19 protein-coding genes and 3 pseudogenes are annotated in these 26,127 nt (G+C 54.0%); 13 read left to right on the top strand and 9 right to left on the bottom strand.

Annotated elements, in window-relative coordinates; genetic code table 11:
• The first annotated feature begins 13 nt into the window (after positions 1-13).
• Positions 14-1,654, top strand: coding sequence for a phosphoglucomutase (alpha-D-glucose-1,6-bisphosphate-dependent) (pgm, locus tag ACK8NJ_RS16475; RefSeq protein WP_001295675.1), 1,641 nt, complete (start codon positions 14-16; stop codon positions 1,652-1,654).
• Positions 1,655-1,816: 162 nt separating this feature from the next.
• Here the strand turns inward: pgm and kdpE are convergent, their stop codons facing one another.
• Genes kdpE through kdpF form a run of 6 tightly spaced genes read right to left on the bottom strand, consistent with a single transcriptional unit; the run spans position 1,817 to position 9,582 of the window.
• The gene (kdpE, locus tag ACK8NJ_RS16470) at positions 1,817-2,494 is read right to left on the bottom strand and encodes a two-component system response regulator KdpE (protein WP_000186073.1); all 678 of its coding nucleotides are present in this window, start codon (positions 2,492-2,494) and stop codon (positions 1,817-1,819) included.
• Positions 2,491-5,175 carry a two-component system sensor histidine kinase KdpD gene (gene kdpD, locus ACK8NJ_RS16465; RefSeq protein WP_411961802.1) on the bottom strand — a complete coding sequence of 895 codons (2,685 nt, stop codon included), beginning with the start codon at positions 5,173-5,175 and terminating at the stop codon, positions 2,491-2,493. Before kdpD ends, kdpE begins: the two co-directional genes overlap by 4 nt.
• Positions 5,168-5,740: a K(+)-transporting ATPase subunit C gene (gene kdpC, locus ACK8NJ_RS16460; RefSeq protein ID WP_048969678.1), complete on the bottom strand. Its 573-nt coding sequence runs from the start codon at positions 5,738-5,740 to the stop codon at positions 5,168-5,170. The genes kdpD and kdpC overlap by 8 nt, the downstream gene beginning before the upstream one ends.
• A gap of 8 nt (positions 5,741-5,748) precedes the next feature.
• Complete coding sequence (kdpB, locus tag ACK8NJ_RS16455) at positions 5,749-7,797, bottom strand: potassium-transporting ATPase subunit KdpB (RefSeq protein WP_089647020.1); 2,049 nt, start codon at positions 7,795-7,797, stop codon at positions 5,749-5,751.
• A 22-nt stretch (positions 7,798-7,819) separates the two neighbouring features.
• The gene (gene kdpA / locus ACK8NJ_RS16450) at positions 7,820-9,493 is read right to left on the bottom strand and encodes a potassium-transporting ATPase subunit KdpA (protein ID WP_328180612.1); all 1,674 of its coding nucleotides are present in this window, start codon (positions 9,491-9,493) and stop codon (positions 7,820-7,822) included.
• On the bottom strand, positions 9,493-9,582 hold the full coding sequence (kdpF, locus tag ACK8NJ_RS16445; protein WP_277137656.1) for a K(+)-transporting ATPase subunit F: 90 nt from the start codon (positions 9,580-9,582) through the stop codon (positions 9,493-9,495). Before kdpF ends, kdpA begins: the two co-directional genes overlap by 1 nt.
• Before the next feature lie 312 nt (positions 9,583-9,894).
• Here kdpF and ACK8NJ_RS16440 point away from each other — a divergent pair, with 312 nt between their 5' ends.
• From ACK8NJ_RS16440 to ACK8NJ_RS16425, 4 genes and pseudogenes are all read left to right on the top strand, one after another.
• On the top strand, positions 9,895-10,101 hold the full coding sequence (locus tag ACK8NJ_RS16440) for a YbfA family protein (RefSeq protein ID WP_000424924.1): 207 nt from the start codon (positions 9,895-9,897) through the stop codon (positions 10,099-10,101).
• A 780-nt stretch (positions 10,102-10,881) separates the two neighbouring features.
• Positions 10,882-11,085 (top strand): annotated as a pseudogene (locus ACK8NJ_RS16435) (DcrB-related protein); the annotation flags it as partial.
• An 18-nt stretch (positions 11,086-11,103) separates the two neighbouring features.
• The gene (locus ACK8NJ_RS16430; RefSeq protein WP_411961801.1) at positions 11,104-15,738 is read left to right on the top strand and encodes an RHS repeat-associated core domain-containing protein; all 4,635 of its coding nucleotides are present in this window, start codon (positions 11,104-11,106) and stop codon (positions 15,736-15,738) included.
• A 1-nt stretch (position 15,739) separates the two neighbouring features.
• Entirely contained in the window at positions 15,740-16,066 is a 327-nt protein-coding gene (locus ACK8NJ_RS16425) for a hypothetical protein (RefSeq protein ID WP_001039055.1), read from the top strand.
• Positions 16,067-16,191: 125 nt separating this feature from the next.
• On the opposite strand, the pseudogene ACK8NJ_RS16420 reads toward ACK8NJ_RS16425, so the two are convergent.
• Positions 16,192-16,596: pseudogene (locus tag ACK8NJ_RS16420) on the bottom strand (transposase); the annotation flags it as partial.
• Positions 16,597-16,745: 149 nt separating this feature from the next.
• On the opposite strand from ACK8NJ_RS16420, the pseudogene ACK8NJ_RS16415 reads away from it, so the two are divergent.
• The 3 genes and pseudogenes from ACK8NJ_RS16415 to phrB all read left to right on the top strand — a co-directional run.
• Positions 16,746-17,267 (top strand): annotated as a pseudogene (locus ACK8NJ_RS16415) (ISAs1 family transposase); the annotation flags it as partial.
• 141 nt (positions 17,268-17,408) lie between these two features.
• Positions 17,409-17,918: a YbgA family protein gene (locus ACK8NJ_RS16410; RefSeq protein ID WP_219390933.1), complete on the top strand. Its 510-nt coding sequence runs from the start codon at positions 17,409-17,411 to the stop codon at positions 17,916-17,918.
• Positions 17,915-19,333 carry a deoxyribodipyrimidine photo-lyase gene (gene phrB, locus ACK8NJ_RS16405; RefSeq protein WP_411961800.1) on the top strand — a complete coding sequence of 473 codons (1,419 nt, stop codon included), beginning with the start codon at positions 17,915-17,917 and terminating at the stop codon, positions 19,331-19,333. Before ACK8NJ_RS16410 ends, phrB begins: the two co-directional genes overlap by 4 nt.
• Positions 19,334-19,375: 42 nt before the next feature.
• Here the strand turns inward: phrB and dtpD are convergent, their stop codons facing one another.
• A complete protein-coding gene (gene dtpD, locus ACK8NJ_RS16400; RefSeq protein ID WP_001032697.1) occupies positions 19,376-20,857 on the bottom strand; it encodes a dipeptide permease DtpD in 1,482 nt (493 codons plus the stop codon).
• A 270-nt stretch (positions 20,858-21,127) separates the two neighbouring features.
• Between dtpD and ybgI the strand changes: the two genes are divergently transcribed.
• The 5 genes from ybgI to nei are packed head-to-tail and all read left to right on the top strand — an operon-like array spanning position 21,128 to position 25,027.
• Entirely contained in the window at positions 21,128-21,871 is a 744-nt protein-coding gene (gene ybgI / locus ACK8NJ_RS16395; protein ID WP_000798871.1) for a radiation resistance protein YbgI, read from the top strand.
• A 22-nt stretch (positions 21,872-21,893) separates the two neighbouring features.
• Entirely contained in the window at positions 21,894-22,550 is a 657-nt protein-coding gene (gene pxpB / locus ACK8NJ_RS16390; protein ID WP_001188343.1) for a 5-oxoprolinase subunit PxpB, read from the top strand.
• The gene (pxpC, locus tag ACK8NJ_RS16385) at positions 22,544-23,476 is read left to right on the top strand and encodes a 5-oxoprolinase subunit PxpC (protein ID WP_000912722.1); all 933 of its coding nucleotides are present in this window, start codon (positions 22,544-22,546) and stop codon (positions 23,474-23,476) included. Before pxpB ends, pxpC begins: the two co-directional genes overlap by 7 nt.
• Positions 23,466-24,200: a 5-oxoprolinase subunit PxpA gene (gene pxpA, locus ACK8NJ_RS16380; protein ID WP_411961798.1), complete on the top strand. Its 735-nt coding sequence runs from the start codon at positions 23,466-23,468 to the stop codon at positions 24,198-24,200. Before pxpC ends, pxpA begins: the two co-directional genes overlap by 11 nt.
• Positions 24,201-24,235: 35 nt before the next feature.
• Entirely contained in the window at positions 24,236-25,027 is a 792-nt protein-coding gene (gene nei / locus ACK8NJ_RS16375) for an endonuclease VIII (RefSeq protein WP_001558838.1), read from the top strand.
• Here nei and ACK8NJ_RS16370 read toward each other — a convergent pair.
• Complete coding sequence (locus ACK8NJ_RS16370; RefSeq protein WP_328115490.1) at positions 25,024-26,070, bottom strand: AbrB family transcriptional regulator; 1,047 nt, start codon at positions 26,068-26,070, stop codon at positions 25,024-25,026. The genes nei and ACK8NJ_RS16370 overlap by 4 nt on opposite strands.
• Between the last annotated feature and the right edge of the window lie 57 nt (positions 26,071-26,127).

Here is a 26,127-nt window from a genome sequence, read left to right as displayed (position 1 = left end):
AAAGGACAAAGCAATGGCAATCCACAATCGTGCAGGCCAACCTGCACAACAGAGTGATTTGATTAACGTCGCCCAACTGACGGCGCAATATTATGTACTGAAACCAGAAGCAGGGAATGCGGAGCACGCGGTGAAATTCGGTACTTCCGGTCACCGTGGCAGTGCAGCGCGCCACAGCTTTAACGAGCCGCACATTCTGGCGATCGCTCAGGCAATTGCTGAAGAACGTGCGAAAAACGGCATCACTGGCCCTTGCTATGTGGGTAAAGATACTCACGCCCTGTCCGAGCCTGCGTTCATTTCCGTACTGGAAGTGCTGGCAGCGAACGGCGTAGATGTTATTGTGCAGGAAAACAATGGCTTCACTCCGACGCCTGCCGTTTCCAATGCCATCCTGGTTCACAATAAAAAAGGTGGCCCGCTGGCAGACGGTATCGTGATTACACCGTCCCATAACCCGCCGGAAGATGGTGGTATCAAGTACAATCCGCCAAATGGTGGCCCGGCTGATACTAACGTCACCAAAGTGGTGGAAGACAGGGCCAACGCACTGATGGCCGATGGCCTGAAAGGTGTGAAGCGTATCTCCCTCGACGAAGCGATGGCATCCGGTCATGTGAAAGAGCAGGATCTGGTGCAGCCGTTTGTGGAAGGTCTGGCCGATATCGTTGATATGGCGGCGATTCAGAAAGCGGGCCTGACGCTGGGCGTTGATCCGCTGGGCGGTTCCGGTATCGAATACTGGAAGCGCATTGGCGAGTATTACAACCTCAACCTGACCATCGTTAACGATCAGGTCGATCAAACCTTCCGCTTTATGCACCTCGATAAAGACGGTGCGATCCGTATGGACTGCTCCTCCGAGTGTGCGATGGCGGGCCTGCTGGCACTGCGTGATAAGTTCGATCTGGCGTTTGCTAACGACCCGGATTATGACCGTCACGGTATCGTCACTCCGGCAGGTTTGATGAATCCGAACCACTACCTGGCGGTGGCGATCAACTACCTGTTCCAGCATCGTCCGCAGTGGGGCAAAGATGTTGCTGTCGGTAAAACGCTGGTTTCATCTGCGATGATCGACCGTGTGGTCAATGACTTGGGCCGTAAGCTGGTAGAAGTCCCGGTAGGTTTCAAATGGTTTGTTGATGGTCTGTTCGACGGCAGCTTCGGCTTTGGCGGCGAAGAGAGCGCAGGGGCTTCCTTCCTGCGTTTCGACGGCACGCCGTGGTCCACCGACAAAGACGGCATCATCATGTGTCTGCTGGCGGCGGAAATCACCGCTGTCACCGGTAAGAATCCGCAGGAACACTACAACGAACTGGCAAAACGCTTTGGTGCGCCGAGCTACAACCGTTTGCAGGCAGCCGCGACTTCCGCACAAAAAGCGGCGCTGTCTAAACTGTCTCCGGAAATGGTGAGCGCCAGCACCCTGGCAGGTGACCCGATCACCGCGCGCCTGACCGCTGCGCCTGGCAACGGTGCTTCTATCGGCGGTCTGAAAGTGATGACTGACAACGGCTGGTTCGCCGCGCGTCCGTCAGGCACGGAAGACGCCTATAAGATCTATTGTGAAAGCTTCCTTGGGGAAGAACATCGCAAGCAGATTGAGAAAGAAGCGGTTGAGATTGTTAGCGAAGTTCTGAAAAACGCGTAAACACATTAAATAAAAAAGGGGCGGTCGGAAGATCGCCCTTTTTTACTTATGACTGCCTGATGCGCTACGCTTATCAGGCCTGCGAGGATGGTGCAATATATTGAATTTACGCGATTTTGTAGGCCGAATAAGGCGTTCACGCCGCATCCGGCAATTCAGACCCTAAAGCATAAACCGATACCCAATACCGGTTTCAGTAATGAAATGGCGAGGCCGGGCGGGATCTTGCTCCAGTTTTTGTCGCAGATGCCCCATATAAATACGCAAATAATGACTGTGTTCGACCGCGTTTGGCCCCCACACCTGGTTAAGGAGCTGGCGCTGGGTGAGCACTTTTCCGGCATTGTTGAGCAGCACCGCCAGCAGGCGAAACTCAATCGGGGTGAGATGCACCTCTTCGTCACCGCGATGGATCACACGAGCCGCTAAATCGACGGTAACATCGGAAAATTTCACCAGCGGATCGGGCGCGGTGGTGGCGGAGTGGCGGCGTAAAGCGACGCGCAGACGTGCCTGCAATTCGCCAATACCAAATGGCTTACTCAGGTAATCATCCGCTCCGGCATCCAGCGCGGCGATTTTGTCGCTCTCTTCGCTACGTGCGGAAAGCACAATCACCGGCACTGCGCTCCACTGGCGCAGGTCGCGGATAAACTCAATTCCATCGCCATCGGGCAGGCCGAGATCGAGAATAATCAAATCTGGCTTACGGGTTGCCGCTTCCAGCAAGCCGCGTTGCAGCGTTTCGGCCTCAAAGACGCGCATCCCGTCGCCCTCCAGCGCTGTGCGCAGAAAGCGACGAATAGCCTGTTCATCTTCAACAATCAGAACGTTTGTCACATATCCTCATGAAATTCTTCAAGTTCAGGGGCAGTTTGCTGGGGAAGTGTAACACGAAAACAGGCACCACCTTCCGGTCGGTTGAACGCGGTAATGGTGCCGCCGTGTACATCCACAATCGCCCGACAAATTGCCAGCCCAAGCCCTACACCCGGCACCGCCGACTCTTTATTCCCGCGAGCAAACTTATCAAATATCGTCTGCTCCTGGCCTGGCGGAAGACCGGGGCCATTATCCCAGACATCCAGTTGTAGATTTTCGCCCTCAACGTGGGCATCGATACCAATTTCGGCCTGCGCACCCGCGTATTTCACCGCGTTCTCCAGCAGATTAATCAGCACCCGTTCAAAGAGTGGCCCGTCAACGTGGATTAAGGTCAGCGGTTCTGGCAGAGAAAGATTGATGGTCGACGATAAACCCGGTTCCAGCATTTGCAGCGCGCTGCCGACCACTTCTTCCAGCGTTAACCACTCTTTCTTCAAATTAAAGCCGCCGGACTGAATTCGTGCCATATCCAGTAGATTATTCACCAGTCGGGTGGTGTTCAGCACATGCTGACGAATCTCGCTGGCCTGGCGGGCGTGGGGCGATCCTTCGCTCGCCAGATCGAGCGTTAAGATTTCTGCCTGACCGAACAGCACCGTAAGCGGCGTGCGTAAATCATGCGAAAGCGCCGCCAGCAGGGCGTTGCGGATCTGTTCTCGTTCGCTTGCCATCCGCGCCTGTTCTTCGCTGGCGGTCAGTGTCAGCCGCTCAAGGGCATTGGCGACTAACAGCGTAAACGTCTCCAGCAGGCGTTGCTGTTCCGGGATCATCAACTGGCGCAGATTCCCCGGCTCCACCACCACCAGTCCGTAGGTTTTCTCACCGCTTTTTAACGGCAAAATCTGGTACGGTACACCGGGTAACGTGTCGGTGCCCGCGCCCGCAGGCAGGCCTTTATCAAAGCTCCACTGCGCGATGGCATCGTCCCACGGCGTCATTCCTTGCGGATGTGTTAACGGCTGCAATTTACCGTTGTCATCGGGCAACAACACCTGACTGCGGGCATGAAACGTGGAAGCAATAAATTGTTCGCTGGTGGCGGCGATGTCCTGCTGACTGCGGCCCACAGCCAGAGCTTTCGACATTTCATATAAGTGCCGTGTGCGTTGCTCGCGGTAACGGGCTACCCGCGCCTGATAACGCACGCCAGCAGTAAGGTTCCCGATCACCAGCCCGACGGTTAACATCACCGCGAAGGTCAGCAGATATTGCACATCAGAGACGGCGAGCGTGCCGCGTGGGGCGATAAAAAAGAGATCGAAACTCACCACATTAATGACGGTGGCAACCACCGAAGGCCAGCGTCCATAAAATAGTGCCACCACCACCACGCCAAGCAGATACAGCATCACCAGGTTGGCGGCATCAAACGCCATCAGCCACTGCATGGCAATTAAGGTGATAACGGCGCATAACGCGGCGGCAACCACGCATCCCTGAATCTGTACCCGCCACTTGTCTTTAAAAGAGCGGCTATCCGGCGCGTTGTTAATCGTGCGGGCGGGTGGTTCATCAAGCGCGACCAGCACCTGATCGAGATCGGGGGCGATTCGCGCCAGTCGGTCAGCAAACGTTTCCCGACGCCACCAGCGGCGCGAGGCCGGGCGACCGAGAATAATCTTGCCGAGATTATGTTCACGGGCATAACGCACTACCGCTTTCTCTTCCGCTGGATCAGAAAGCGTTGCCGTCTCTGCGCCCAGCTCCTGCGCCAGACGTAAGGCGCTGAGAATTGCCCGACGTTTTTTCTCCGGTAAGCGGTGTAGGGCAGGGGTTTCAACATACACCGCGTGCCAGACGCTTCCCAGCCGTGACGCCAGCCGCGCCGCCGCGCGGACCAGTTTTTCGCTGCCGGTGTTATGGCCGATGCATAAAAGGATCGCGTCGCGCGTGTGCCAGACTTTCTCTTCGCCAGGATGCCCCCGCCAGGCGCGCATTTGCTCATCTACGCGATCGGCAGTACGGCGCAGTGCCAGTTCGCGCAGGGCGATCAGATTGCCTTTGCGAAAAAAATGTTCAATGGCGCGTTCCGCCTGCCCGGCAATATAGACTTTGCCTTCTTTCAGCCGTTGACGCAGATCGTCCGGGGGCAAGTCCACCAGCACCACGTCGTCGGCGGCATCGAAAAAAGGATCGGGCACGGTTTCCCGTACCTGAATTCCGGTGACGCCGCTGACCACATCATTCAGACTTTCCAGATGCTGAACGTTGACGGTTGTGAAAACATCAATGCCAGCTTCCAGCAGCTCTTCGATGTCCTGCCAGCGTTTAGGATGACGAGAACCTGGCGCATTACTGTGCGCCAGTTCGTCCATTAAGATCAGTGCCGGACGGCGGGCGAGGGCGGCATCGAGATCAAACTCGCTGATGTGCCGCCCACGGTACGCCTGGCGTTTGGGCGGCAGAACAGCCAGCCCTTCCAGCATTGCGGCGGTATCTTTCCGCCCGTGGGTTTCAACCACGCCAACCACAATATCCAGCCCTTGCGCCCGCAGTCGCTGGGCCTCTGCCAGCATCGCCCAGGTCTTCCCGACGCCCGCACAGGCACCGAAGAAAACTTTCAGCTTCCCCCGATGCGGCGCGGCAGTTTGTTCCAGCAGACGATCGGGGTCGGGACGTAAGGGTTCGTTATTCATCAAGTTTATCCAGCGCCAGATTGAGTTCGACAATGTTGACGACCGGCTGGCCGATATATTTCACCAGCGGTTGTTGGCTGTATTTTGCGATCAGTTGCGTGAGCTGTTCAACGCTGAGATTACGCGCTTTCGCCACGCGTGGGATCTGCCAGGCTGCCGCTTGCGGGGTGATGTTATTGTCCAGCCCGCTTGCCGACGCCGTCACCAGTTCAACCGGAACGTTCGCGCTGGCATCCGGGTTAGCGGCCCGTAATGCAGCAACGCGTGCGGCTATTAGTTTATCCAGCTCAGGGTTACTGACCGCCAGATTGCTCCCGCCAGAAGCCTGTGGATTATAGGGCATTTCTGCCGTTGCCGACGGGCGACCATGAAAATAGCCGTTGCCGGAAAAATTCTGCCCGATTAATGCCGAACCGCGCACCGTATCACCTTCACGAATCAACGAACCGTTGGCCTGCCAGGGAAACCACCATTGCCCCAGCGCGGTGGTTAGCAGCGGGTAAACGCCGCCAGTAATCAATAACAGAAAGATAAATGTCGATAATGCCGGACGTAATCCACGCATGGTAAACCTCACACCAGACCGCAAACGGTCAGCAGTAAATCAATGACTTTGATACCAATAAACGGCACCAGCAGCCCACCCAGACCATAAATCCATAAGTTACGGCGCAACATGGCAGAAGCGGTAAGCGGTTTATAACTCACGCCTTTTAACGCCAGGGGAATCAAAAAGACGATAATCAAGGCGTTGAAAATGACCGCACTGAGAATGGCGGAGTCGGGCGAATGAAGGCGCATGATGTTCAGCGCATTTAACTGCGGATACGTTGCCGCGAACGCCGCCGGAATAATGGCGAAGTATTTCGCTACATCGTTGGCAATGCTGAAGGTGGTCAGCGAGCCACGGGTCATCAGCATCTGTTTGCCAATATGTACCACCTCGATCAACTTGGTCGGGTTAGAGTCGAGATCCACCATATTGCCCGCTTCTTTCGCCGCCTGAGTACCGGAGTTCATCGCCACCGCGACATCTGCCTGCGCCAGCGCCGGAGCATCGTTGGTGCCATCGCCGGTCATCGCCACTAAACGGCCTTCTGCCTGATACTGACGAATCAATGCCAGCTTGGCCTCCGGTGTCGCTTCGGCGAGGAAATCATCGACGCCCGCTTCCGCAGCAATCGCGGCGGCAGTCAGACGGTTATCGCCGGTAATCATCACCGTTTTAATGCCCATTTTGCGCAGCTGGGCGAAGCGCTCTTTAATACCGCCTTTGACGATATCTTTCAGCGCAATAACGCCCAGCACACGGGAACCTTCCACCACCACCAGCGGCGTGGCCCCCTGACGCGCAACCTGATCGACTTTTTGATCGACATCGGCAGGGAAGTGACCACCGTTAGCCTCAACATGGCGGCGAATGGCATCGACAGAACCTTTACGGATCATGCGGTTGTCGATGTTGATCCCGCTCATCCGGCTTTGCGCAGTAAACGGTACAAAGGTGGCATGGAGCGACTGCACATCGCGCTCGCGCAGGTTAAAACGTTGCTTGGCGAGGATCACAATACTGCGGCCTTCCGGCGTTTCATCAGCCAGCGAAGCCAGTTGTGCGGCGTCAGCCAGCGTTTTTTCATCCACGCCCTGCGCGGGGATAAACTCCGACGCCTGACGGTTACCGAGTGTGATGGTGCCGGTTTTATCCAGCAGCAGGACGTCAACGTCACCCGCCGCTTCAACTGCACGTCCGCTGGTGGCAATCACATTCGCGCCCAGCATCCGACTCATCCCGGCGACGCCGATCGCTGACAACAGACCGCCAATGGTCGTTGGGATCAGACAGACCAGCAGCGCCACCAGTACCGTTACGCTGACTGCATTACCGCCCCACGCGGAAAATGGCCACAGCGTGGCGGTTGCCAGTAAAAAGACGATAGTCAGGGCAATCAGCAGGATGGTCAGGGCAATCTCGTTCGGCGTTTTACGTCGCTGTGCGCCTTCCACCATCGCGATCATCCGATCCAGAAATGTCTCGCCGGGGTTAACGCTACACTCAATCACCAGCCAGTCAGAAAGAATACGCGTGCCGCCAGTGACGGAGGCAAAATCGCCGCCGGATTCACGGATCACCGGTGCCGATTCCCCGGTGATGGCGCTTTCATCGACCGATGCGCCCCCTTCAATGACTTCACCATCGCAGGGGATAATATCGCCAGCTTCCACCAGTACGATATCGCCTTTACGCAGTTGATCGGCGGGAACTTTGTCCGCCGCAGCGCCATATTTCGGCTCACGCAGCTTGCGGGCAAAGGCAGTTTTTTTCACCCCTTTCAGACTGTTGGCCTGCGCTTTACTGCGGCCTTCTGCCAGCGCCTCGGCGAAATTAGCGAACAGTACGGTGACCCACAGCCAGCCGCTAATTGCCGCGCTAAACAGCACATTGCCAGGCATCGCACCGCTTGCCATTGCGATGCTAATAAAGGTGGTCAGCAGACTGCCGATCCAGACGATAAACATCACCGGATTGCGCCATTGCGCCTGCGGGTTTAATTTTTTCACCGCTTCTTTCAGCGCCTGAACGACAAGTGTTGGTTCGAATAGCGCCAGTTGTTTACGACTCATATTCAGTGCTCACTCAATATCATCAGGAGAGATATTCCGCCACCGGACCAAGCGCCAGGGCAGGGATAAAGGTCAGTGCGCCAACCAGCAATACGGTGCCGATTAACAGGCCAACAAACAGCGGGCAGTGCGTTGGCAGCGTGCCGGAGCTGGCGGGTTGGCTCTTTTTACTCACCAGCGAACCGGCAATTGCCATCACCGGGATAATCACCCCGAAGCGACCGACAAACATGCAGAACGCCAGTAAACAGTTCCAGAACGGGGAGTTGGCGCTTAATCCGGCAAAGGCGCTGCCGTTGTTGTTAGCGGCGGATGACACGGCGTACAGCACTTCGCTAAAACCATGCGGGCCAGGGTTGAGCATGGCGCTACGTCCGGCGTCGGTCATCATCGCCAACGCAGCGCCCATCAGCACCAGTGTTGGAGTAACCAGAATCGCCAGTGCAGTCAGTTTCATCTCACGTACGTCGATTTTTTTACCCAGATATTCCGGTGTACGACCAATCATCAGCCCGGCAATAAACACCGCCAGCAGAACAAACAGCATCATGCCGTAAAGACCAGAACCGACACCGCCGAATACCACTTCACCAATTTGCATCAGCCACATCGGCACCATGCCACCGAGAGCGGTAAACGAATCATGCATCGCAATCACCGCGCCACAGGAAGCCGCCGTAGTCACGACCGCAAACAGGCTACTGACCAGCACGCCGAAACGGCTCTCTTTACCTTCCATATTGATGCTGCTGTCCGCGCCCAGTGCCAGCAGATGCGGATTACCCTGAACTTCTGCCCACATCACCACGCCTGTGCAGATGATAAAAATCACTGACATCGCCCACAGCAACATGCGCCCCTGGCGGCGATCGCCCGCCACTTCACCAAAGGCAAAGCACAGCGCTGTTGGGATCAAGAAGATCGCCAGCATCTGCACGAAGTTGGTCAGTGCGGTTGGGTTTTCAAACGGATGCGACGAGTTGGCATTAAAGAAGCCACCGCCGTTAGTGCCGAGCATCTTGATCGCTTCCTGAGAAGCCACCGGACCCATTGGTAACAGCTGTTTCGCTCCTTCAACGGTATTCACCGCCTGATAGGGCAGAAAGTTTTGCAGCGCACCTTGTTGAATAAAAAACAGTGCGATCAACAACGCCACAGGGACTAGCACCCATAACGTGATGCGTAGCAGATCGACCCAGGCATTCCCGAGTGTGCTCATGCTCTGGCGGGTAAACGCACGGATGAGGGCAAAAATCACCGCAATCCCGCTGGCGGCAGAAAGAAAGTTTTGCACCGTTAAGCCAGCCATCTGGCTGAAATAGCTCAACGTGGTTTCACCGCTATAAGATTGCCAGTTGGTATTGGTGACAAAGCTGACGGCGGTATTCAGCGCCAGATCCCACGACAGCCCTGGCAACTGCTGTGGATTAAGCGGCAGATAGTGCTGACCGAGCAACATAAAAAACAGCACCGCCAGCCCCAGCATGTTCAGGCCGAGAATGGCACAGAGATACTGCTTCCAGTTCATCTCACGGTCAGAGACGCCAGGTAAACGAAAAAGTACGCGTTCAACACCCGCTGTACCGGGAAGAGGTATGTCATTAATCAGCCGCGCCAGCCCGCTGCCTAAAGGACGCGCCAGCACCATTAATACCAGTAAAAACGTGGCGATAAGTAAGAACCCTTGCGCAGCCATCAGAACGCCTCCGCATTGATCAGGGCATAAACCAGATAACCCAGTAATAAAAACACCAGCAACATGCCGGCTATCACGCCTGCACTCACAGTGCACCTCCAGTGGCCTAAAAGTGATACCGGAAGAGTAGAATTCTGGCTGCAAAGATTTCGCAAAAATCTGCGGGCGGGGTGTAAAAAAAGTATAAAAATGGCAAAAGCCATGATTTAACTAATGTTTAGTATTAATTTAACCTTTGTGTAACTTAATTACAGTGTGAATGTAAATAAACCATCAATAAGCAAAAATAAGTGGTCGGATGAGTAGTAAAATTACACAAAAGGCGGTACTATTTTCATCAGATAAACAAATTCATTTTTCCGGTGCCATTCACCGGGTAGATACAAAAGGGGGAGAAAAGTATGGAACTCTACAGAGAATATCCTGCATGGCTTATCTTTTTACGCCGTACTTATGCGGTTGCAGCGGGCGTTCTGGCGCTGCCTTTCATGCTTTTCTGGAAAGATCGCGCCCGCTTTTACAGCTACCTGCACCGCGTCTGGTCGAAAACCAGCGATAAACCGGTGTGGATGGATCAGGCCGAAAAGGCAACTGGTGATTTTTACTGATTGTCTGCGCGTTTAAGCCAGCCTCGTATCAGGGGGCTGGTTTAGGCGTTTTGAATCAACGGGTTCCATGGTGTTGTTCATTTAATCACTGTTTTAGCATCAATTTTCAATAGTATCCTTTCATAGGACTACTCTGGATGCGTTCACCTTCATTGTCGCTCTAAGCAACTAGATCCTCATAAATCTCCAGTCAGGTTGCATCCTTTCTTACACACTTTCCTGAAACTACAGGGTAAGATGAGAAAGCCGCCATCACTTTTTCTTATTCCAGCATCTAAATAAATTCCGAATTTTGCTATTAATATCGCTACCGCAATAAAAACAGATAGTAAAGAGAGTAATATATACTTTAGTGATATGTTAAGAATAATTGATTGTTAACATATCTAATGGGATAAGATGTGTTTCCGTTAATGAAAATATTCAACATTTATAGTTGATAATTAAAATACACTCGATATCTCAGCCCTTTCTATGCAAGATGCAATTTTATAAGCTGTCCATTTTTTATATGGAGGCGGTAGCGTGTTTGTTACTCGTGATTTTATTGGTATGGTGAATATGTTGGGATTGTTAAATACATAACGGCATATCAGTTCCGGTCATTGTAAATATGGGTAATTGCTTAATGTTATTAGTGATTACGGCTTGAAAGATAAAGAGTGCTGTAAAGCGGTGATAGACATTACATTCATGATTAAAAAACAGAACCTGTCAATAAATAATTCATTTATTAAAAAGGACGACTTCTATTATGCCGGAATATTATCTCAATGAGGCGGTTTGCAAATACAGAGCCAGTTTCTCCGGGGTAACGAGCAGGTGTACCAGTGTCAGGTGGCATTTGTATTGCCGGGTGAGCGGGTCATGATGGCCTTCACCTACGCCAGAACCACACCGCTGACCCCGGCAGATATGACGCGCTGGGCTGAAATTAAAAAGAATCTGCGCTTCAGGATGCGGCAGGAAGCCGGGACGAATTAATCACACAGGGAACGGGACATGGAAGAGGCATTCTGGGCGGCAAGGCAGGGTGATGCCCTGCTGCATACGTCGTTTATGGCAGATGTGCTGGGGGCGGTGCTGGAGGTGGCCGCAAATGTCGTTATTGATGCCCTCATTGTCGGCACAACCTCGTTACTGGCGGCGTCAGTGGGGATCACGATGGGGTGCACGGCCGTCGTGCTGACCGGTTTTGTGGCGGGTGTGGCGATGGTGTACACCGGCGTGACAGACACGGTCAGCGAAGTCTGTTCAGACCTCGCAAATATGCTTTTCCCGCCTCAGATTGAAGGTTACATCCTCACCGGCTCTGGCGACACATGGATCAACAGCAAACCTGCCGCGCGGGCCGCGGCGACTGCGGCATCGCGGCAGGACATTGAGGCGCAGGAGGCGCAGGCGAAGGCGGAACAGGAAGAAGCGCAGCGTCAGGAGGATGCCAGAACGTTCCTGGATGTGGCCGGGGAATATCTGGAAATGGCGGGGGCCATAGCCCTGGCGGTTAACCCGGTGACAGGGCCTGTGCTGATGTCCCGGGCGCTGCACGACCAGCTCAGTACGGAAGAAGGGCGTTCTGAAATGGTGGATGGCGTGACACATTTTGTGTCGGAACTATGGCAGCCCACCGTGGCCAGTGCGGCCCCGGGCTCCACCCCGACCCCTGACGATAAAATCGACTGCCATAAACATCCCTCCTCACTGACGCAGTTTCTCGCACAAAAAAAAGCCGCCTTTCTGGATGACCCCCTGGGAACGGCCCTTAACCTGCTGAGTCCGGGCGGTATGCTGGAAACCGCCTTTCAGGGAGTGAATGCGGTTATTGGCAGCATCAGTAATCTGTTCAAAGGCGATGATGAACCGCCCGCAGCGGAATATATCGCGGAAGGCGCGCGGGATGTGCGTATCAACAGCCAGCCGGCGGCGCGCAGCGGGGCACGCTGTACCTGCGAGGCCAGGGTGGTGAATGAGCCGGGGAACGGGGCGTTTGTGTCACCGGATGTCCGCATTGGCGGTCCGTTACTGGTGGTCAGGGATATCAGAAGCGGCAGGTCGCAGATAACCCTGGTGGCAACCGTGGCGCTGATGTTTCTTCGCCCGGGCAAAATGCTTTCTAAAATCGCCTGTTTTGCTGCCAGTGTCGGGATGGGGGTGATGACGCAGAAGGCCATCAGTGCCCTTCCGCATCCGGTCAATGCCGCCACCGGGGCCAAATACCTGGCCGATGACGATGACTTCGATTTCAGTCTGCCGGGCCACTTTCCGCTGGACTGGCAGCGCGTGTACAGCAGTCGTGACGACCGCACGGAAGGGATGTTCGGTCAGGGCTGGAGTGTGATGTATGAAGTCAGCCTCGAGCGCACGCCGGGTACTGCTGACGAAAACTGTATGACCTTTGTGTCGGGCATGGGACGACGCCTGGATATGGAGGCCGTGCTGCCGGGGAGCGGGTTTTACAGCCCCGGCGAAGGACTGGCAGTACGGCGGGGTGAGCAGGGGCACTGGCTTATCAGCAGCGATGACGGGCAGTTTTTTCTGTTTGAGGCCGACCCGCGTCACCCGCAGCGCCAGCGGCTGAAAATGCTGGGCGACCGCAACAGCAACTGTCTGAATCTGTACTACGACGAGCTGGGGCGCATCACGCAAATCAGCGGTGAACAGCAGCGCCCGTGCATCCGTCTGCATTATGAACTGGCGGCGCATCCCCGGCGGGTGACACAGATTTATCAGCATTTCCCTGAGACGGCTCCTTTACTGCTGCGTCGTTACCGCTATGACGAGGCCGGCGACCTGAACGGCGTGTACGACAGCACGGGGCACCTGCTGCGTGAGTTTGCTTACGACGAAAACCACTGCATGACCCTGCACCGCCAGCCGGGCGGCGAAGGGTATTATTACCAGTGGGGCTGGTATGAAGGCCCGGATGACGCAGCGTGGCGCGTGACGGGGCACCACACGGACAGCGGTGAACAGTACCGGCTGGCGTGGAGCCTGGCGGCACGCAGGCTGTGCGTGACGGACGGGCTGGGGCGCACGCGTTATCATCAGTGGGACGCGCAGAACCAGGTGACGGCGTACCAGGACGAAGCCGGGCAGGTGACGACGTTCCGCTGGAGCGACGAAGAACGGCTGTTACTGGGAATGACCGATGCGCAGGGCGGCAAATGGCGCTATGTGTATGACCGGCAGGGGCATATCACGGAGACGCACGACCCGCTGGGGCGGGTGGCACAGACACAGTGGCACCCGGTGTGGCACCAGCCGGAAACGGAGGTGGACGCGGCGGGGAACAGCTGGTGCTGTGAGTACGATGAACGCGGCAATCTTCTTGCGGTAACCGACCCGCTGCAGCAGAACACCCGGTATCAGTATGACCGCCACGGTCAGGTGGTGCAGATAACCGATGCCCGTGGGGGGAATAAATACCTTCAGTGGAACGAAGACGGACAGCTCATGCGGCACACGGACTGTTCCGGCTCGCAGACGGCCTGGTTCTACGACGAACGCACGCGGCTGATACGGATGACAGACGCGCAGAGCCACAGCACGCGCTACGGGTATGACGACAGCGGCCACCTGACGGAGGTGATACTGGCGGACGGCCGCACGGTGAATTACCAGTCGGACGCGGCGGGCAGGCTGGTGAAGTACACCAGCCCGATGGGGAGGATAACGCGCTGGCAGCGGGACGGGCAGGGCCGGGTGCGCAGCCGGACGGACGCGACGGGGCGCAGGACGGCGTTCGGGTACGATGCTTACGGGCGTCTGGTCACGCTGACAAACGAGAACGGAGAAAGCTACCGGTTCCGCCATGATGTGCTGGACCGTCTGGCGGAGCAGATAAACCCGGACGGCTGCCGCCAGACGTACCGTTACAACGCGCTGAACGCGGTCACGGAAGTGGTGTTCACCGGGGACCGGGGCGTTGAAATCCGCCACCGGCTGGAGCGTGATGCGGCGGGCCGGCTCACGGCAAAGGAGACAGCCGATAGCCGTACGGAATACGTCCATGATGCGGCAGACCAGCTACTGGAAATCCGCCGCCGACGGTCGGATGCCGGGGAAACAGACGCACCGGAGATTATCCGTTTCAGTTACGACAGACTGGGGCGGATGCTGACCGAGGAGACGGCGCAGGGCGTCCTGACCCATCAGTACGATGAACTCAGCAACCGGACAGCCACCACCTTTCCGGACGGCAGAACGCAGCGTCATCTGTACTACGGCAGCGGCCATCTCCAGCAGATAAATCTGGACCGGGAAGTCATCAGCGAGTTCACGCGCGACCACCTGCACCGTGAAGTGCTCAGAAGCCAGGGGCGACTGAGCACGCGGCAGCTTTATGACCCCGCCGGGCGGCTGAAGCGCAGGGAGACATACAGCGGGATGCGCGGGGTGGTACCGGAGACGTTCACGGACCGGCAGTACAGCTACAGCGGCGAGGATGAACTGCTGAAGACGCGGCACAGCCGGCGGGGGGAAACGGATTACTTCTACGACCCCACGGGGCGCATCACGGCGTGCCGCTCGGAGGATGAGGGGTATCTGGCGAGCTGGGAGTACGACGCGGCGGGAAACCTGCTGGCGCGGCGCGCGGGGGAAAGGGCCACGGCAGAAAACAGCGTGGTGCCGTTCAACCGGCTGATGTCTTACCGTGGTGTGCACTACCGTTACGACGAATTTGGCCGGACGGTGGAAAAGGAGGGGCGGAGCGGCACGCAGAGTTACCGTTATGATGCGGAACACCGGATGGTGGAAGTGACGACAGCGCGGGGAACGTACCGGTATGTGTACGATGCGCTGGGGAGGCGGACGGAAAAACAGCACATCAGCCCTGACGGTAAACCGTACAACCGGACGGCATTTTTATGGGACGGAATGCGGCTGGCGCAGGAGAGCAGGCCGGAGGGAATAAGCAGCCTGTATATCTACAGCGACCCGGGGAGTTATGAACCGCTGGCGCGGGTGGATAAGGCGGGCAAAGAGGGCCCGAACCGGATACTGTATTTTCACACGGATGTGAACGGTGCGCCGGAAGAGATGACGGGCAGTGACGGGAAAATCGTGTGGGAGACGGGGTATCAGGTCTGGGGTAACACGATACAGGAGAAGGACCACGGCGGGGTGGAGCAGAACCTGCGCTACCAGGGACAGTACCTCGACAGGGAAACAGGGCTGCATTACAATCTGCACAGGTACTATGATCCGGATGTCGGGCGGTTCATGGTAACGGATCCGATAGGGCTGGCGGGTGGGCTGAACTTATATGCTTATGCGCCTAATCCGCTGAAATATATTGATCCACTCGGATTAAAAAAAGAGCTCTGTAATGGAACTACTCGTGTGCGGCATTATACTAATCGTAAAGGTTCAAATGCGATTGCTGAAAGTGGGATAATTAAGGCGCATGATAACGGTCGTGTATATTTGGAACCTGCGAATAAAAAACCACTCAGTCAAGTAGACATAGAGGCGAAATATCAAATAGGTCGTGGGAAAGGTAGAGATTATGTGGAAACAGATGTACCTAACGAGCAATTAGAGTGGGTAACAAACCCTCGATACCATATAGATGAATTGACTGTGAAAGGTGATATTGTTCTTTCTGATAATGCAAAAATAACTCGGCGTAAATAATATGAATAAAAACAATGATGTAATTAATATACCCGGGAAGGATGCCCTTTATATTCTAAGTGAGGTAGAGTACATATTGATATCACTTAAGAATATTGCAAGGTATTATTTCAATGGTATAGAACAGAACGTTATTGATGATAAATTGTTGAATTCTTACTTTAAAGAAACCACTAAATTTATTGATGATAAAAATATTACACATCGGTTGGCTGAAATAAGAAGGGTTATTACTGAAAATTTTAATACCGATCTTGGAGATGATGATATGGATGATATTGAGAGAGAAATAGAAAAAATAAAATGTTGGGAGAAGCCGGGTGATTAATATAAAACGGGAAGGCATGTAGCCTTCCCGTTGAGCCTGTCCATCATTCTGTGTAAATGCCTTTCTCAGAAGTGACCGTCAAGGCGGTCACCGAACTCGATAATAAAGCGACTCATGGCTATCCGCTAGTCCTGAAGTGGCATCGTCCATTTCTGTGAGGCTGACTGGATAGCCAGCCACAACACTTTTTTCACCGATTCATCTGTCGGGAACACTTTCCTTTTCTTTATCGCATGTCTGATGACGCTATTCAGCGATTCGATTGCGTTAGTGGTGTAGATAACCTTTCGGATCGCCTCCGGGTACACGAAGAAGGTGGCAACATTCGGTCAGTTTGCCCGCCAGCTGCGACTTATCTGCGGGTACCGTGCATCCCATTCCTTCCCGAACGCATCCAGCGCCTGCAACACGCCTTCTGCCGTGGCCGCGCGGTAAACCTGTTTCAGGTCACGGGTTACCGCTTTATAGTCTTTCCACGTCACGAACCGCAGGCTGTTGCGTACCATGTGTACTATGCACAACTGGGTCTGCGTTTTAGGGAAAGATCACGTAACGCTACTTTTTTGTACTAAATAATTGGCATTTTATGTTTAAGATTTGAGATATTCCTCATTACCTAAAGCTGTTTTTTATTGCTTATACATGATCAAATACTCCTTACATAATTAAGGAGAACAAAATGGAACTTAAAAAATTGATGGAGCATATTTCTATTATCCCAGATTACAGACAAGCCTGGAAAGTGGAACATAAATTGTCTGATATTCTACTGTTGACTATTTGTGACGTTATTTCTGGTGCAGAAGGTTGGGAAGATATAGAGGATTTCGGGGAAACACATCTCGATTTTTTGAAGCAATATGGTGATTTTGAAAATGGTATTGAGATTACAGCTATCCCTGAACTTCTTAACATGTTTGATATTAAAGGAAAAATTATCACAACTGATGCGATGGGTTGCCAGAAAGATATTGCAGAGAAGATACAAAAACAGGGAGGTGATTATTTATTCGCTGTAAAAGGAAATCAGGGGCGGCTAAATAAAGCCTTTGAGGAAAAAATTCCACTGAAAGAATTAAATAATCCAGAGCATGACAGTTACGCAATGAGTGAAAAGAGTCACGGCAGAGAAGAAATCTGACTTCATATTGTTTGCGATGTCCCTGATGAACTTATTGATTTCACGTTTGAATGGAAAGGGCAGCCATGGACAGAAACTATCTGGCGTCAGTCCTTGCGGGGAGCGTGCTTTCGTAATCTTGCCCTGCTACAACAGGATTAACTTCACAAACATCATTTCCCAACGTCTACACTTACTCCTGTTAATATCTCAGGAGCAGTAATGAATCAGCAACGATTTGATGAAAGCACCCTAATCCGTATCTTCGCGCTTTATGAGTTACATCGACTGAAAGAACATGGCTTAACGCGCGGGGCGCTCAACGATTATCACAGCCGCTATAAACTCGTCTTTCTGGCCCATTCCCAGCCGGAGTACCGCAAACTTGGCCCGTTTGTGGCTGATATTCATCAGTGGCAAAATCTGGATGATTTTTACAGCCAGTACCGCCAACGCGTAATTGTTTTGCTTTCTCATCCCGCCAACCCGCGCGATCACACCAACGTTTTGATGCACGTTCAGGGGTATTTTCGCCCGCATATTGATTCCACAGAACGCCAGCAGCTGGCGGCGCTTATCGACAGTTATCGCCGTGGCGAGCAACCGCTTCTTGCGCCGCTGATGCGTATCAAACACTATATGGCGCTTTATCCTGACGCCTGGCTTTCAGGGCAGCGTTATTTCGAACTTTGGCCGCGTGTGATTAACTTGCGCCATGCAGGAGTTTTATGACTACCCATCTGGTCTGGTTTCGCCAGGATTTACGTCAGCACGATAATCTCGCGCTGGCTGCCGCCTGCCGCAATTCGTCTGCGCGCGTGCTGGCGTTGTATATCGCTACCCCACGCCAGTGGGCGGCGCATAATGTGTCGCCGCGTCAGGCTGAACTTATCAATGCTCAACTGAATGGGCTACAAATCGCGCTGGCGGAAAAAGGCATTCCTTTGCTGTTTCATGAAGTGGATGACTTTGCTGCCAGCGTCGAAATAGTTAAACAGGTGTGCGCGGAAAATCGTGTTACCCATCTGTTTTATAACTATCAGTATGAGGTGAATGAGCGGGCGCGGGATGCGCAGGTTGAGAGAACGCTGCGTAACGTGGTGTGTGAAGGATTTGACGACAGCGTGATCCTGCCGCCGGGGGCGGTGATGACTGGCAATCATGAGATGTACAAAGTCTTTACGCCATTTAAAAACGCCTGGCTGAAACGGCTGCGGGAAGGGATGCCGGAGTGCGTCGCTGCGCCAAAAGTACGTAGTAGTGGATCGATAGATCCCGCGCCATCCATTACGCTGAATTATCCTCGTCAGCCTTTCGATACTGCGCATTTCCCGGTGGAAGAAAAAGCTGCGATTGCGCAATTACGCCAGTTTTGCCAGAACGGTGCCGGAGAATATGAGCAACAACGAGATTTTCCGGCAGTGGAAGGCACCAGTCGTTTGTCCGCCAGCCTGGCAACGGGCGGGTTATCGCCTCGCCAGTGTTTGCATCGCTTGTTGGCGGAACAGCCGCAGGCGCTGGACGGTGGGGCCGGTAGTGTCTGGCTTAGTGAGCTGATCTGGCGCGAGTTCTACCGTCATCTGATGACGTATTACCCCTCGTTGTGTAAACATTGTCCGTTTATTGCCTGGACGGATCGTGTGCAGTGGCAGAGCAATCCCGCACATTTACAGGCCTGGCAGGAAGGCAAAACGGGATACCCGATTGTCGATGCTGCCATGCGTCAGCTTAACAGCACTGGCTGGATGCATAACAGGCTACGGATGATTACAGCCAGTTTTCTGGTGAAAGATTTGTTGATCGACTGGCGCGAAGGCGAGCGATATTTCATGTCGCAGCTGATTGATGGTGATTTGGCAGCTAATAACGGTGGCTGGCAGTGGGCCGCTTCAACCGGAACCGATGCAGCGCCGTATTTTCGTATTTTTAACCCGACAACCCAGGGCGAGAAATTTGACCGCGAAGGCGAGTTTATCCGCCGGTGGCTACCGGAACTGCGCGATGTACCAGGGAAAGCGGTGCATGAGCCGTGGAAGTGGGCGCAGAAAGCAGGTGTGACGCTGGATTATCCGCAACCGATAGTTGATCACAAAGAGGCAAGGCTGCGAACGCTGGCAGCGTACGAAGAAGCGAGGAAAGGAGCCTGATAAAACGCAGCGAGCGTTTTATCAGGCATCGGTGCTGGCCTGTTAAGACTCCAGCGCCAGCGCGCGGTTTCTGAATTTCAGCGCCTGATACAGCCAAATCATCAACACCACTCCTACACACGCCAGTGCGCCCCAGGTAATTTGATCAAATACTTCAATATATGCATTGATGGAGTAGTTGATCGCCCCGGAAGCATCAAACGAAGCCTGCGATGTCTGATCGGCAATCACGCCAGCCAGATAGTTCGCAATCGCGCCGGAAAGCAGCATATAAATGCCAGTTAATACGCCAGTCACGCCAGGGATTTCAATGCGCGTAATCTGCGACATAGCAACCGGGTCGATAAACAGTTCCGCAAAGCCCATCACCGCCAGGCCTAACACCATTAGTGGCAGAGAAGAGTGACCATACATTGCGGACCAGCGGGCGCTTAAGGTCAGAATGCAGAATCCGGCGCTCATCAGGCCGAGACCAAGAGCAAATTTTCCCCAGATGCGCACGGTACGATTACCCGCGACACTCTCTTTTACCACCCACGCCAGGAACACACCGCACAGCATAACTGCGAAGGCATTAATCGACTGGAACATCGCGGTCGGAACGGTATAACCAAACATATCGCGATTAACGAAGCGGTCGATATAAAGGCTAATCGAGCTGCCGCCCTGCTGTGCGAAGGCCCAGAACAACATACTGAAGAAGGTGAGCGTCACAATCAGCCCCAGCTCCTTACGCTGTTTCTGATTTTCTGCTTTGCGATAAATTTTTGCCAGTACACCCAGGCCAATAATAGTCGCGACAATTAAGGCGTATACCGACCACTCTTTCCAGAACAATACGGTAATCAGCGCAGGCGTTGCCACCAGCAGAACCAGCAGCCATCCCCAGTTCGGCAGGAGAAAGTTTGTCGCACGCAGTACTTTTTTGTTAACGCCGCGGGTATGAGTGAAATGACGATTGCCACATAAGAAAATGACCAGACCCGCGATCATGCCAACCGCCGCCAGGCCAAAGCCCATCGCCCAGCTATACTCTTCCTGGGCGTAACCACAGGCGATAGGTGCGATAATAGACCCCACGTTACCCGCCGCATACATCAGCGAGAAACCGCCATCACGACGCGGATCGGTTGGCTCATACAGCTCGCCGAGCAGACAGCTTACGTTAGATTTAAACAGGCCATAGCCGCAGACGATAATCGCCAGGGACAGATAGAGGAATGACGGATGGATCTCACTAGCACCCAGCACCACATGACCGATCGCCATCAACAACGCCCCCAGCATCACCGCCATGCGATTGCCGAGAACTTTATCCGCCAAAAAGCCACCGAGGATTGGCGTGACATACACCAGCGAACAGTAGGCGCTAAATAACTCGTAGGCGTGAGTATCGTTGTATTTTAGTTGATTGGTGAGATAGAGAATCAGCAGGGCACGCATGCCGTAAAAGCTAAAATATTCCCAGATTTGCAGCGCAACGACATAGTAAATAGCGCGCGGCTGTGATGCGTGTTTATTCATAATAATTCCACAATTGACTGCAACGTCACGTAATAGTTGCGCGGCGTGCTTGTGTTTCCTTAAAGTTAAAACTTTGATACAGATCTGATTATTTATGCAATATGCTGTCTGATTGCATAAATATACATTAGCTGAAGCGTGATGATATAAACAATTTGCGTCTTTTGGCGTCGGGTTTGTTTCTTAATATGTCAAAAGATTGGCTATCGACGAACAGGCGAGGTAACGCTATGTTAACGGTGTAGCTATCAGAATACGGAAGGCGCGAAGATGAAAAACACCGAACTGGAACAACTGATTAACGAAAAACTGAACAGCGCGGCGATTAGTGATTACGCGCCGAATGGTTTGCAGGTGGAAGGCAAAGAGACGGTGCAAAAAATTGTTACCGGTGTCACTGCCAGCCAGGCTTTGCTCGATGAGGCAGTGCGTCTGGGCGCGGATGCGGTCATTGTGCATCATGGCTACTTCTGGAAAGGCGAATCTCCGGTCATTCGCGGAATGAAGCGTAACCGTTTAAAAACGTTGCTGGCAAATGATATCAACCTGTATGGCTGGCATTTGCCGCTTGACGCACATCCTGAGCTGGGCAATAACGCACAGCTGGCGGCGTTACTGGGGATCACGGTCATGGGCGAAATTGAGCCGTTGGTGCCGTGGGGCGAACTGACCATGCCTGTGCCGGGACTGGAACTAGCCTCCTGGATTGAAGCGCGTCTGGGACGTAAGCCGTTATGGTGTGGCGATACCGGACCTGAGGTGGTCCAGCGCGTTGCCTGGTGCACGGGCGGCGGGCAAAGTTTTATCGATAGCGCCGCGCGTTTTGGCGTGGATGCTTTTATTACTGGCGAAGTTTCTGAACAGACCATTCATTCAGCCCGCGAGCAGGGATTGCATTTTTATGCTGCGGGTCACCATGCCACTGAACGTGGTGGTATTCGCGCGTTGAGCGAGTGGCTGAATGAAAATACCGATCTTGATGTGACCTTTATTGATATTCCTAATCCTGCATAACGAATAATCAGAGGGATCGAAAGTGCAACGAGCGCGTTGTTATCTGATAGGTGAAACGGCGGTAGTGCTGGAACTGGAACCGCCGGTGACGCTGGCTAGCCAGAAACGGATCTGGCGACTGGCACAGCGTCTGGTGGATATGCCGAATGTGGTTGAAGCCATTCCCGGCATGAACAATATCACGGTGATTTTGCGTAATCCTGAGTCGCTGGCGCTGGATGCCATAGAGCGTTTGCAACGCTGGTGGGAGGAGAGTGAGGCGCTGGAGCCGGAGTCTCGCTTTATTGAAATTCCGGTGGTTTACGGTGGTGCAGGCGGACCGGATTTAGCGGTGGTCGCGGCGCATTGTGGGTTGAGTGAGAAACAGGTTGTTGAATTGCACTCCTCCGTGGAATACGTGGTCTGGTTTTTAGGTTTTCAACCGGGCTTCCCGTATCTCGGGAGTTTGCCGGAACAACTACACACGCCACGGCGCGCTGAACCGCGCTTGCTCGTTCCGGCAGGTTCTGTCGGGATCGGCGGGCCGCAGACTGGTGTTTATCCGCTGGCAACGCCGGGTGGCTGGCAGTTGATTGGTCATACCTCACTCAGCCTGTTTGATCCGGCGCGTGACGAACCCATCTTATTACGTCCGGGAGACAGCGTGCGCTTTGTACCGCAGAAGGAGGGAGTATGCTGAAGATTATTCGTGCGGGCATGTATACCACTGTGCAGGATGGCGGTCGTCACGGTTTTCGCCAGTCGGGTATCAGCCACTGCGGCGCACTGGATATGCCTGCGTTACGCATTGCTAACCTGCTGGTGGGTAATGACGCCAATGCCCCCGCGCTGGAGATAACGCTCGGTCAGTTAACGGTAGAGTTCGAAACTGATGGTTGGTTTGCCCTGACGGGGGCAGGTTGCGAAGCGCGGCTGGATGATAATGCCGTCTGGACTGGCTGGCGATTGCCGATGAAAGCAGGCCAGCGTTTAACGCTTAAACGCCCGCAGCACGGGATGCGCAGTTATCTGGCGGTCGCGGGGGGTATTGATGTTCCGCCGGTAATGGGGTCATGCAGCACCGATCTCAAAGTGGGGATTGGTGGGTTGGAAGGCCGTTTACTGAAGGATGGTGACCGACTCCCGATTGGCAAATCGAAGCGTGATTTTATGGAAGCGCAGGGCGTTAAACAGCTGCTGTGGGGCAACCGCATTCGCGCCTTGCCGGGGCCGGAATATCATGAGTTCGATCGCGCCTCGCAGGATGCATTCTGGCGTTCGCCCTGGCAGCTTAGCTCGCAAAGTAACCGAATGGGCTATCGCTTACAGGGGCAAATTTTAAAACGCACCACCGATCGTGAACTGTTATCTCACGGTTTGTTACCGGGCGTGGTGCAGGTGCCACATAACGGGCAGCCGATTGTGTTGATGAACGACGCACAGACCACCGGTGGTTATCCGCGTATTGCCTGTATCATTGAGGCTGATATGTACCATCTGGCGCAAATTCCGCTCGGTCAGCCGATTCATTTTGTCCAGTGTTCACTGGAAGAGGCACTGAAAGCACGGCAAGATCAGCAACGTTATTTCGAACAATTAGCGTGGCGGCTGCACAATGAAAATTGATCTGAACGCCGATCTGGGCGAAGGCTGCGCCAGCGACGCAGAGCTATTAACGCTGGTTTCCTCTGCCAATATTGCTTGTGGATTTCATGCAGGCGATGCGCAAACCATGCAGGCTTGCGTGCGTGAAGCAATAAAAAATGGTGTCGCGATTGGCGCTCACCCGAGTTTTCCCGACAGGGAAAATTTTGGTCGCAGTGCCATGCAGCTGCCGCCAGAAACCGTTTACGCCCAGACGCTGTATCAAATTGGCGCGCTGGCAGCGATTGCCCGTGCGCAAGGCGGCGTAATGCGTCATGTCAAACCGCACGGCATGTTATACAACCAGGCGGCGAAAGAGGCACAACTGGCAGACGCCATCGCCAGAGCGGTATACGCTTGCGATCGGGCATTGATTCTCGTCGGGCTGGCGGGAAGCGAGCTGATTCGTGCAGGCAAGCAATATGGCCTGACAACGCGCGAGGAAGTGTTTGCCGATCGCGGTTATCAGGCTGACGGCTCGCTGGTGCCGCGAAGCCAGCCAGGCGCGTTGATTGAAAACGAAGAACAGGCGCTGGCGCAAACGTTGGAGATGGTGCAACACGGCAGAGTCAAAAGTATCAACGGCGAATGGGCAACGGTCACGGCGCAAACGGTCTGCCTGCATGGCGATGGCGAGCACGCACTGGCGTTCGCCCGCCGACTACGCTCTACATTTGCCGAAAAGGGGATTGTTGTCGCAGCATAACCCCGCTTAATAAAGAATGAAAAAAGGATATCACCATGCCTGAAGGCCCGGAGATCCGCCGTGCAGCGGATAACCTGGAGGCGGCGATCAAAGGCAAACCACTAACTGATGTCTGGTTTGCCTTCCCGCAGTTAAAACCTTATCAATCACAACTTATCGGTCAACACGTTAGCCATGTGGAAACGCGAGGTAAGGCGTTGTTAACTCATTTTTCCAACGGTTTAACGCTCTACAGCCATAATCAGCTTTACGGCGTCTGGCGCGTGGTTGATACCGGCGAAGAGCCGCAGACCACGCGAGTATTGCGGGTAAAACTGCAAACGGCTGACAAAACCATTCTGCTTTATAGCGCCTCGGATATTGAGATGTTGACCCCGGAACAACTGACCACGCATCCGTTTTTACAACGCGTTGGTCCCGATGTGCTGGATCCGAATCTGACGCCGGAGGTGGTAAAGGAACGGTTATTGTCGCCGCGCTTTCGTAACCGTCAGTTTGCTGGATTACTACTCGATCAGGCGTTTCTGGCTGGGCTTGGCAATTATTTGCGGGTGGAGATCCTCTGGCAGGTTGGGTTAACCGGCAATCATAAAGTGAAAGATCTCAGTGCGGCGCAACTAGATGCACTCGCACACGCGTTACTGGATATTCCTCGACTTTCTTACGCTACGCGGGGGCAGGTGGATGAGAATAAACATCATGGGGCGTTGTTTCGCTTTAAGGTTTTTCATCGTGATGGCGAACCGTGTGAACGCTGTGGCAGCATCATTGAGAAAACCACGCTGTCATCTCGCCCGTTTTACTGGTGCCCAGGCTGTCAGCACTAGGCCGTACGTTTCGGCGCATAGGTTGAAATAAACCGCGCAATGGCAGGTCCCGTCAGCAAAATACTGAACAGGCGCAGGGTTTGCATCGCCATAATAAGCGCCATATCGGCATTGCTCCCTGCGGCGATGACCGCCACGGTATCAAGCCCGCCGGGGCTGGTGGCGAGGTAGGCAGTCATAAAATCAATATGCATAAACCGGGTCAGTCCCCACGCCATACCTGCACAAATAGCCAGCAGAGCAAAAATCGACAGCAAGATTTGTGGCAGCGGGCGCAATGCCCGCAGTAAGATTTGCTTATCGAAACCAAGACCAATCCGCCAGCCAATTGCCATATACGCCATCGCCAGCAGCCATTCTGGTAGTTCGATGGTGATGAGCTGACCAGACTGGAGCACTGCGCCCGCCAGCATCGGGATGAGCATCGTGCCGGAAGGAAGACGTAGCAAGCATCCCGCCGTACCAGCAACGACCGCGAGCAAAATCGTAAGCAGGAGATTAATGCTCACTGGCGGAAACCAGACGATCTGCTGGTTAACCGCTTCAGCGTTATCGCCCAGCATCATGCGGGTGACCAGAACAGCGGCCCCCGCGACGAACAGCACTCGCAGATATTGCATAAACGCCACCAGGCGAATATCTGCGCCGTAATCTTGCGCCATAGCGACCATTGCCGCCGCGCCGCCAGGAGAAGAACCCCAGGCACCGGTATTTCCAGGCAGTGAGCTATAGCGCACCAATAACCAACCCACGATGGCGCTGGAAAGCAGCGTCACCAGTAAAATGGCTAACACTATCGGCCAGTTGGCGGCCAACGTGGTGAGAATCGAACCAGTGAGGTTTTGCGCAATCATACAGCCAAGAATGGCCTGCGCGGCGAGAAAAGCGGAGCGGGGGAGTTGTAAAGTAATTCCGCGCATACTGAAGATGATCCCGGCGATCATCGGTCCAAGTAATAGCGCCGCCGGGAGATGTAATCCGAGGAAGCCAATAGAAAGGAGAAGTGAGAGCACACATAACATTCCCCACTGCAAAACTGGCATCCTTCGCTCCCTCATTATTTTTTCTTTGGTGTATCGATACAGCATAAAGAAAGCCGG

The sequence above is a fragment of the Escherichia sp. F1 genome, assembly GCF_046764225.1.
In the GTDB taxonomy this organism is placed as follows: Bacteria; Pseudomonadota; Gammaproteobacteria; order Enterobacterales; family Enterobacteriaceae; genus Escherichia; species Escherichia coli.
The sequence above is the reverse complement of the archived record's forward strand: the minus strand, read 5'-3'. Positions and strand labels throughout refer to the sequence as shown.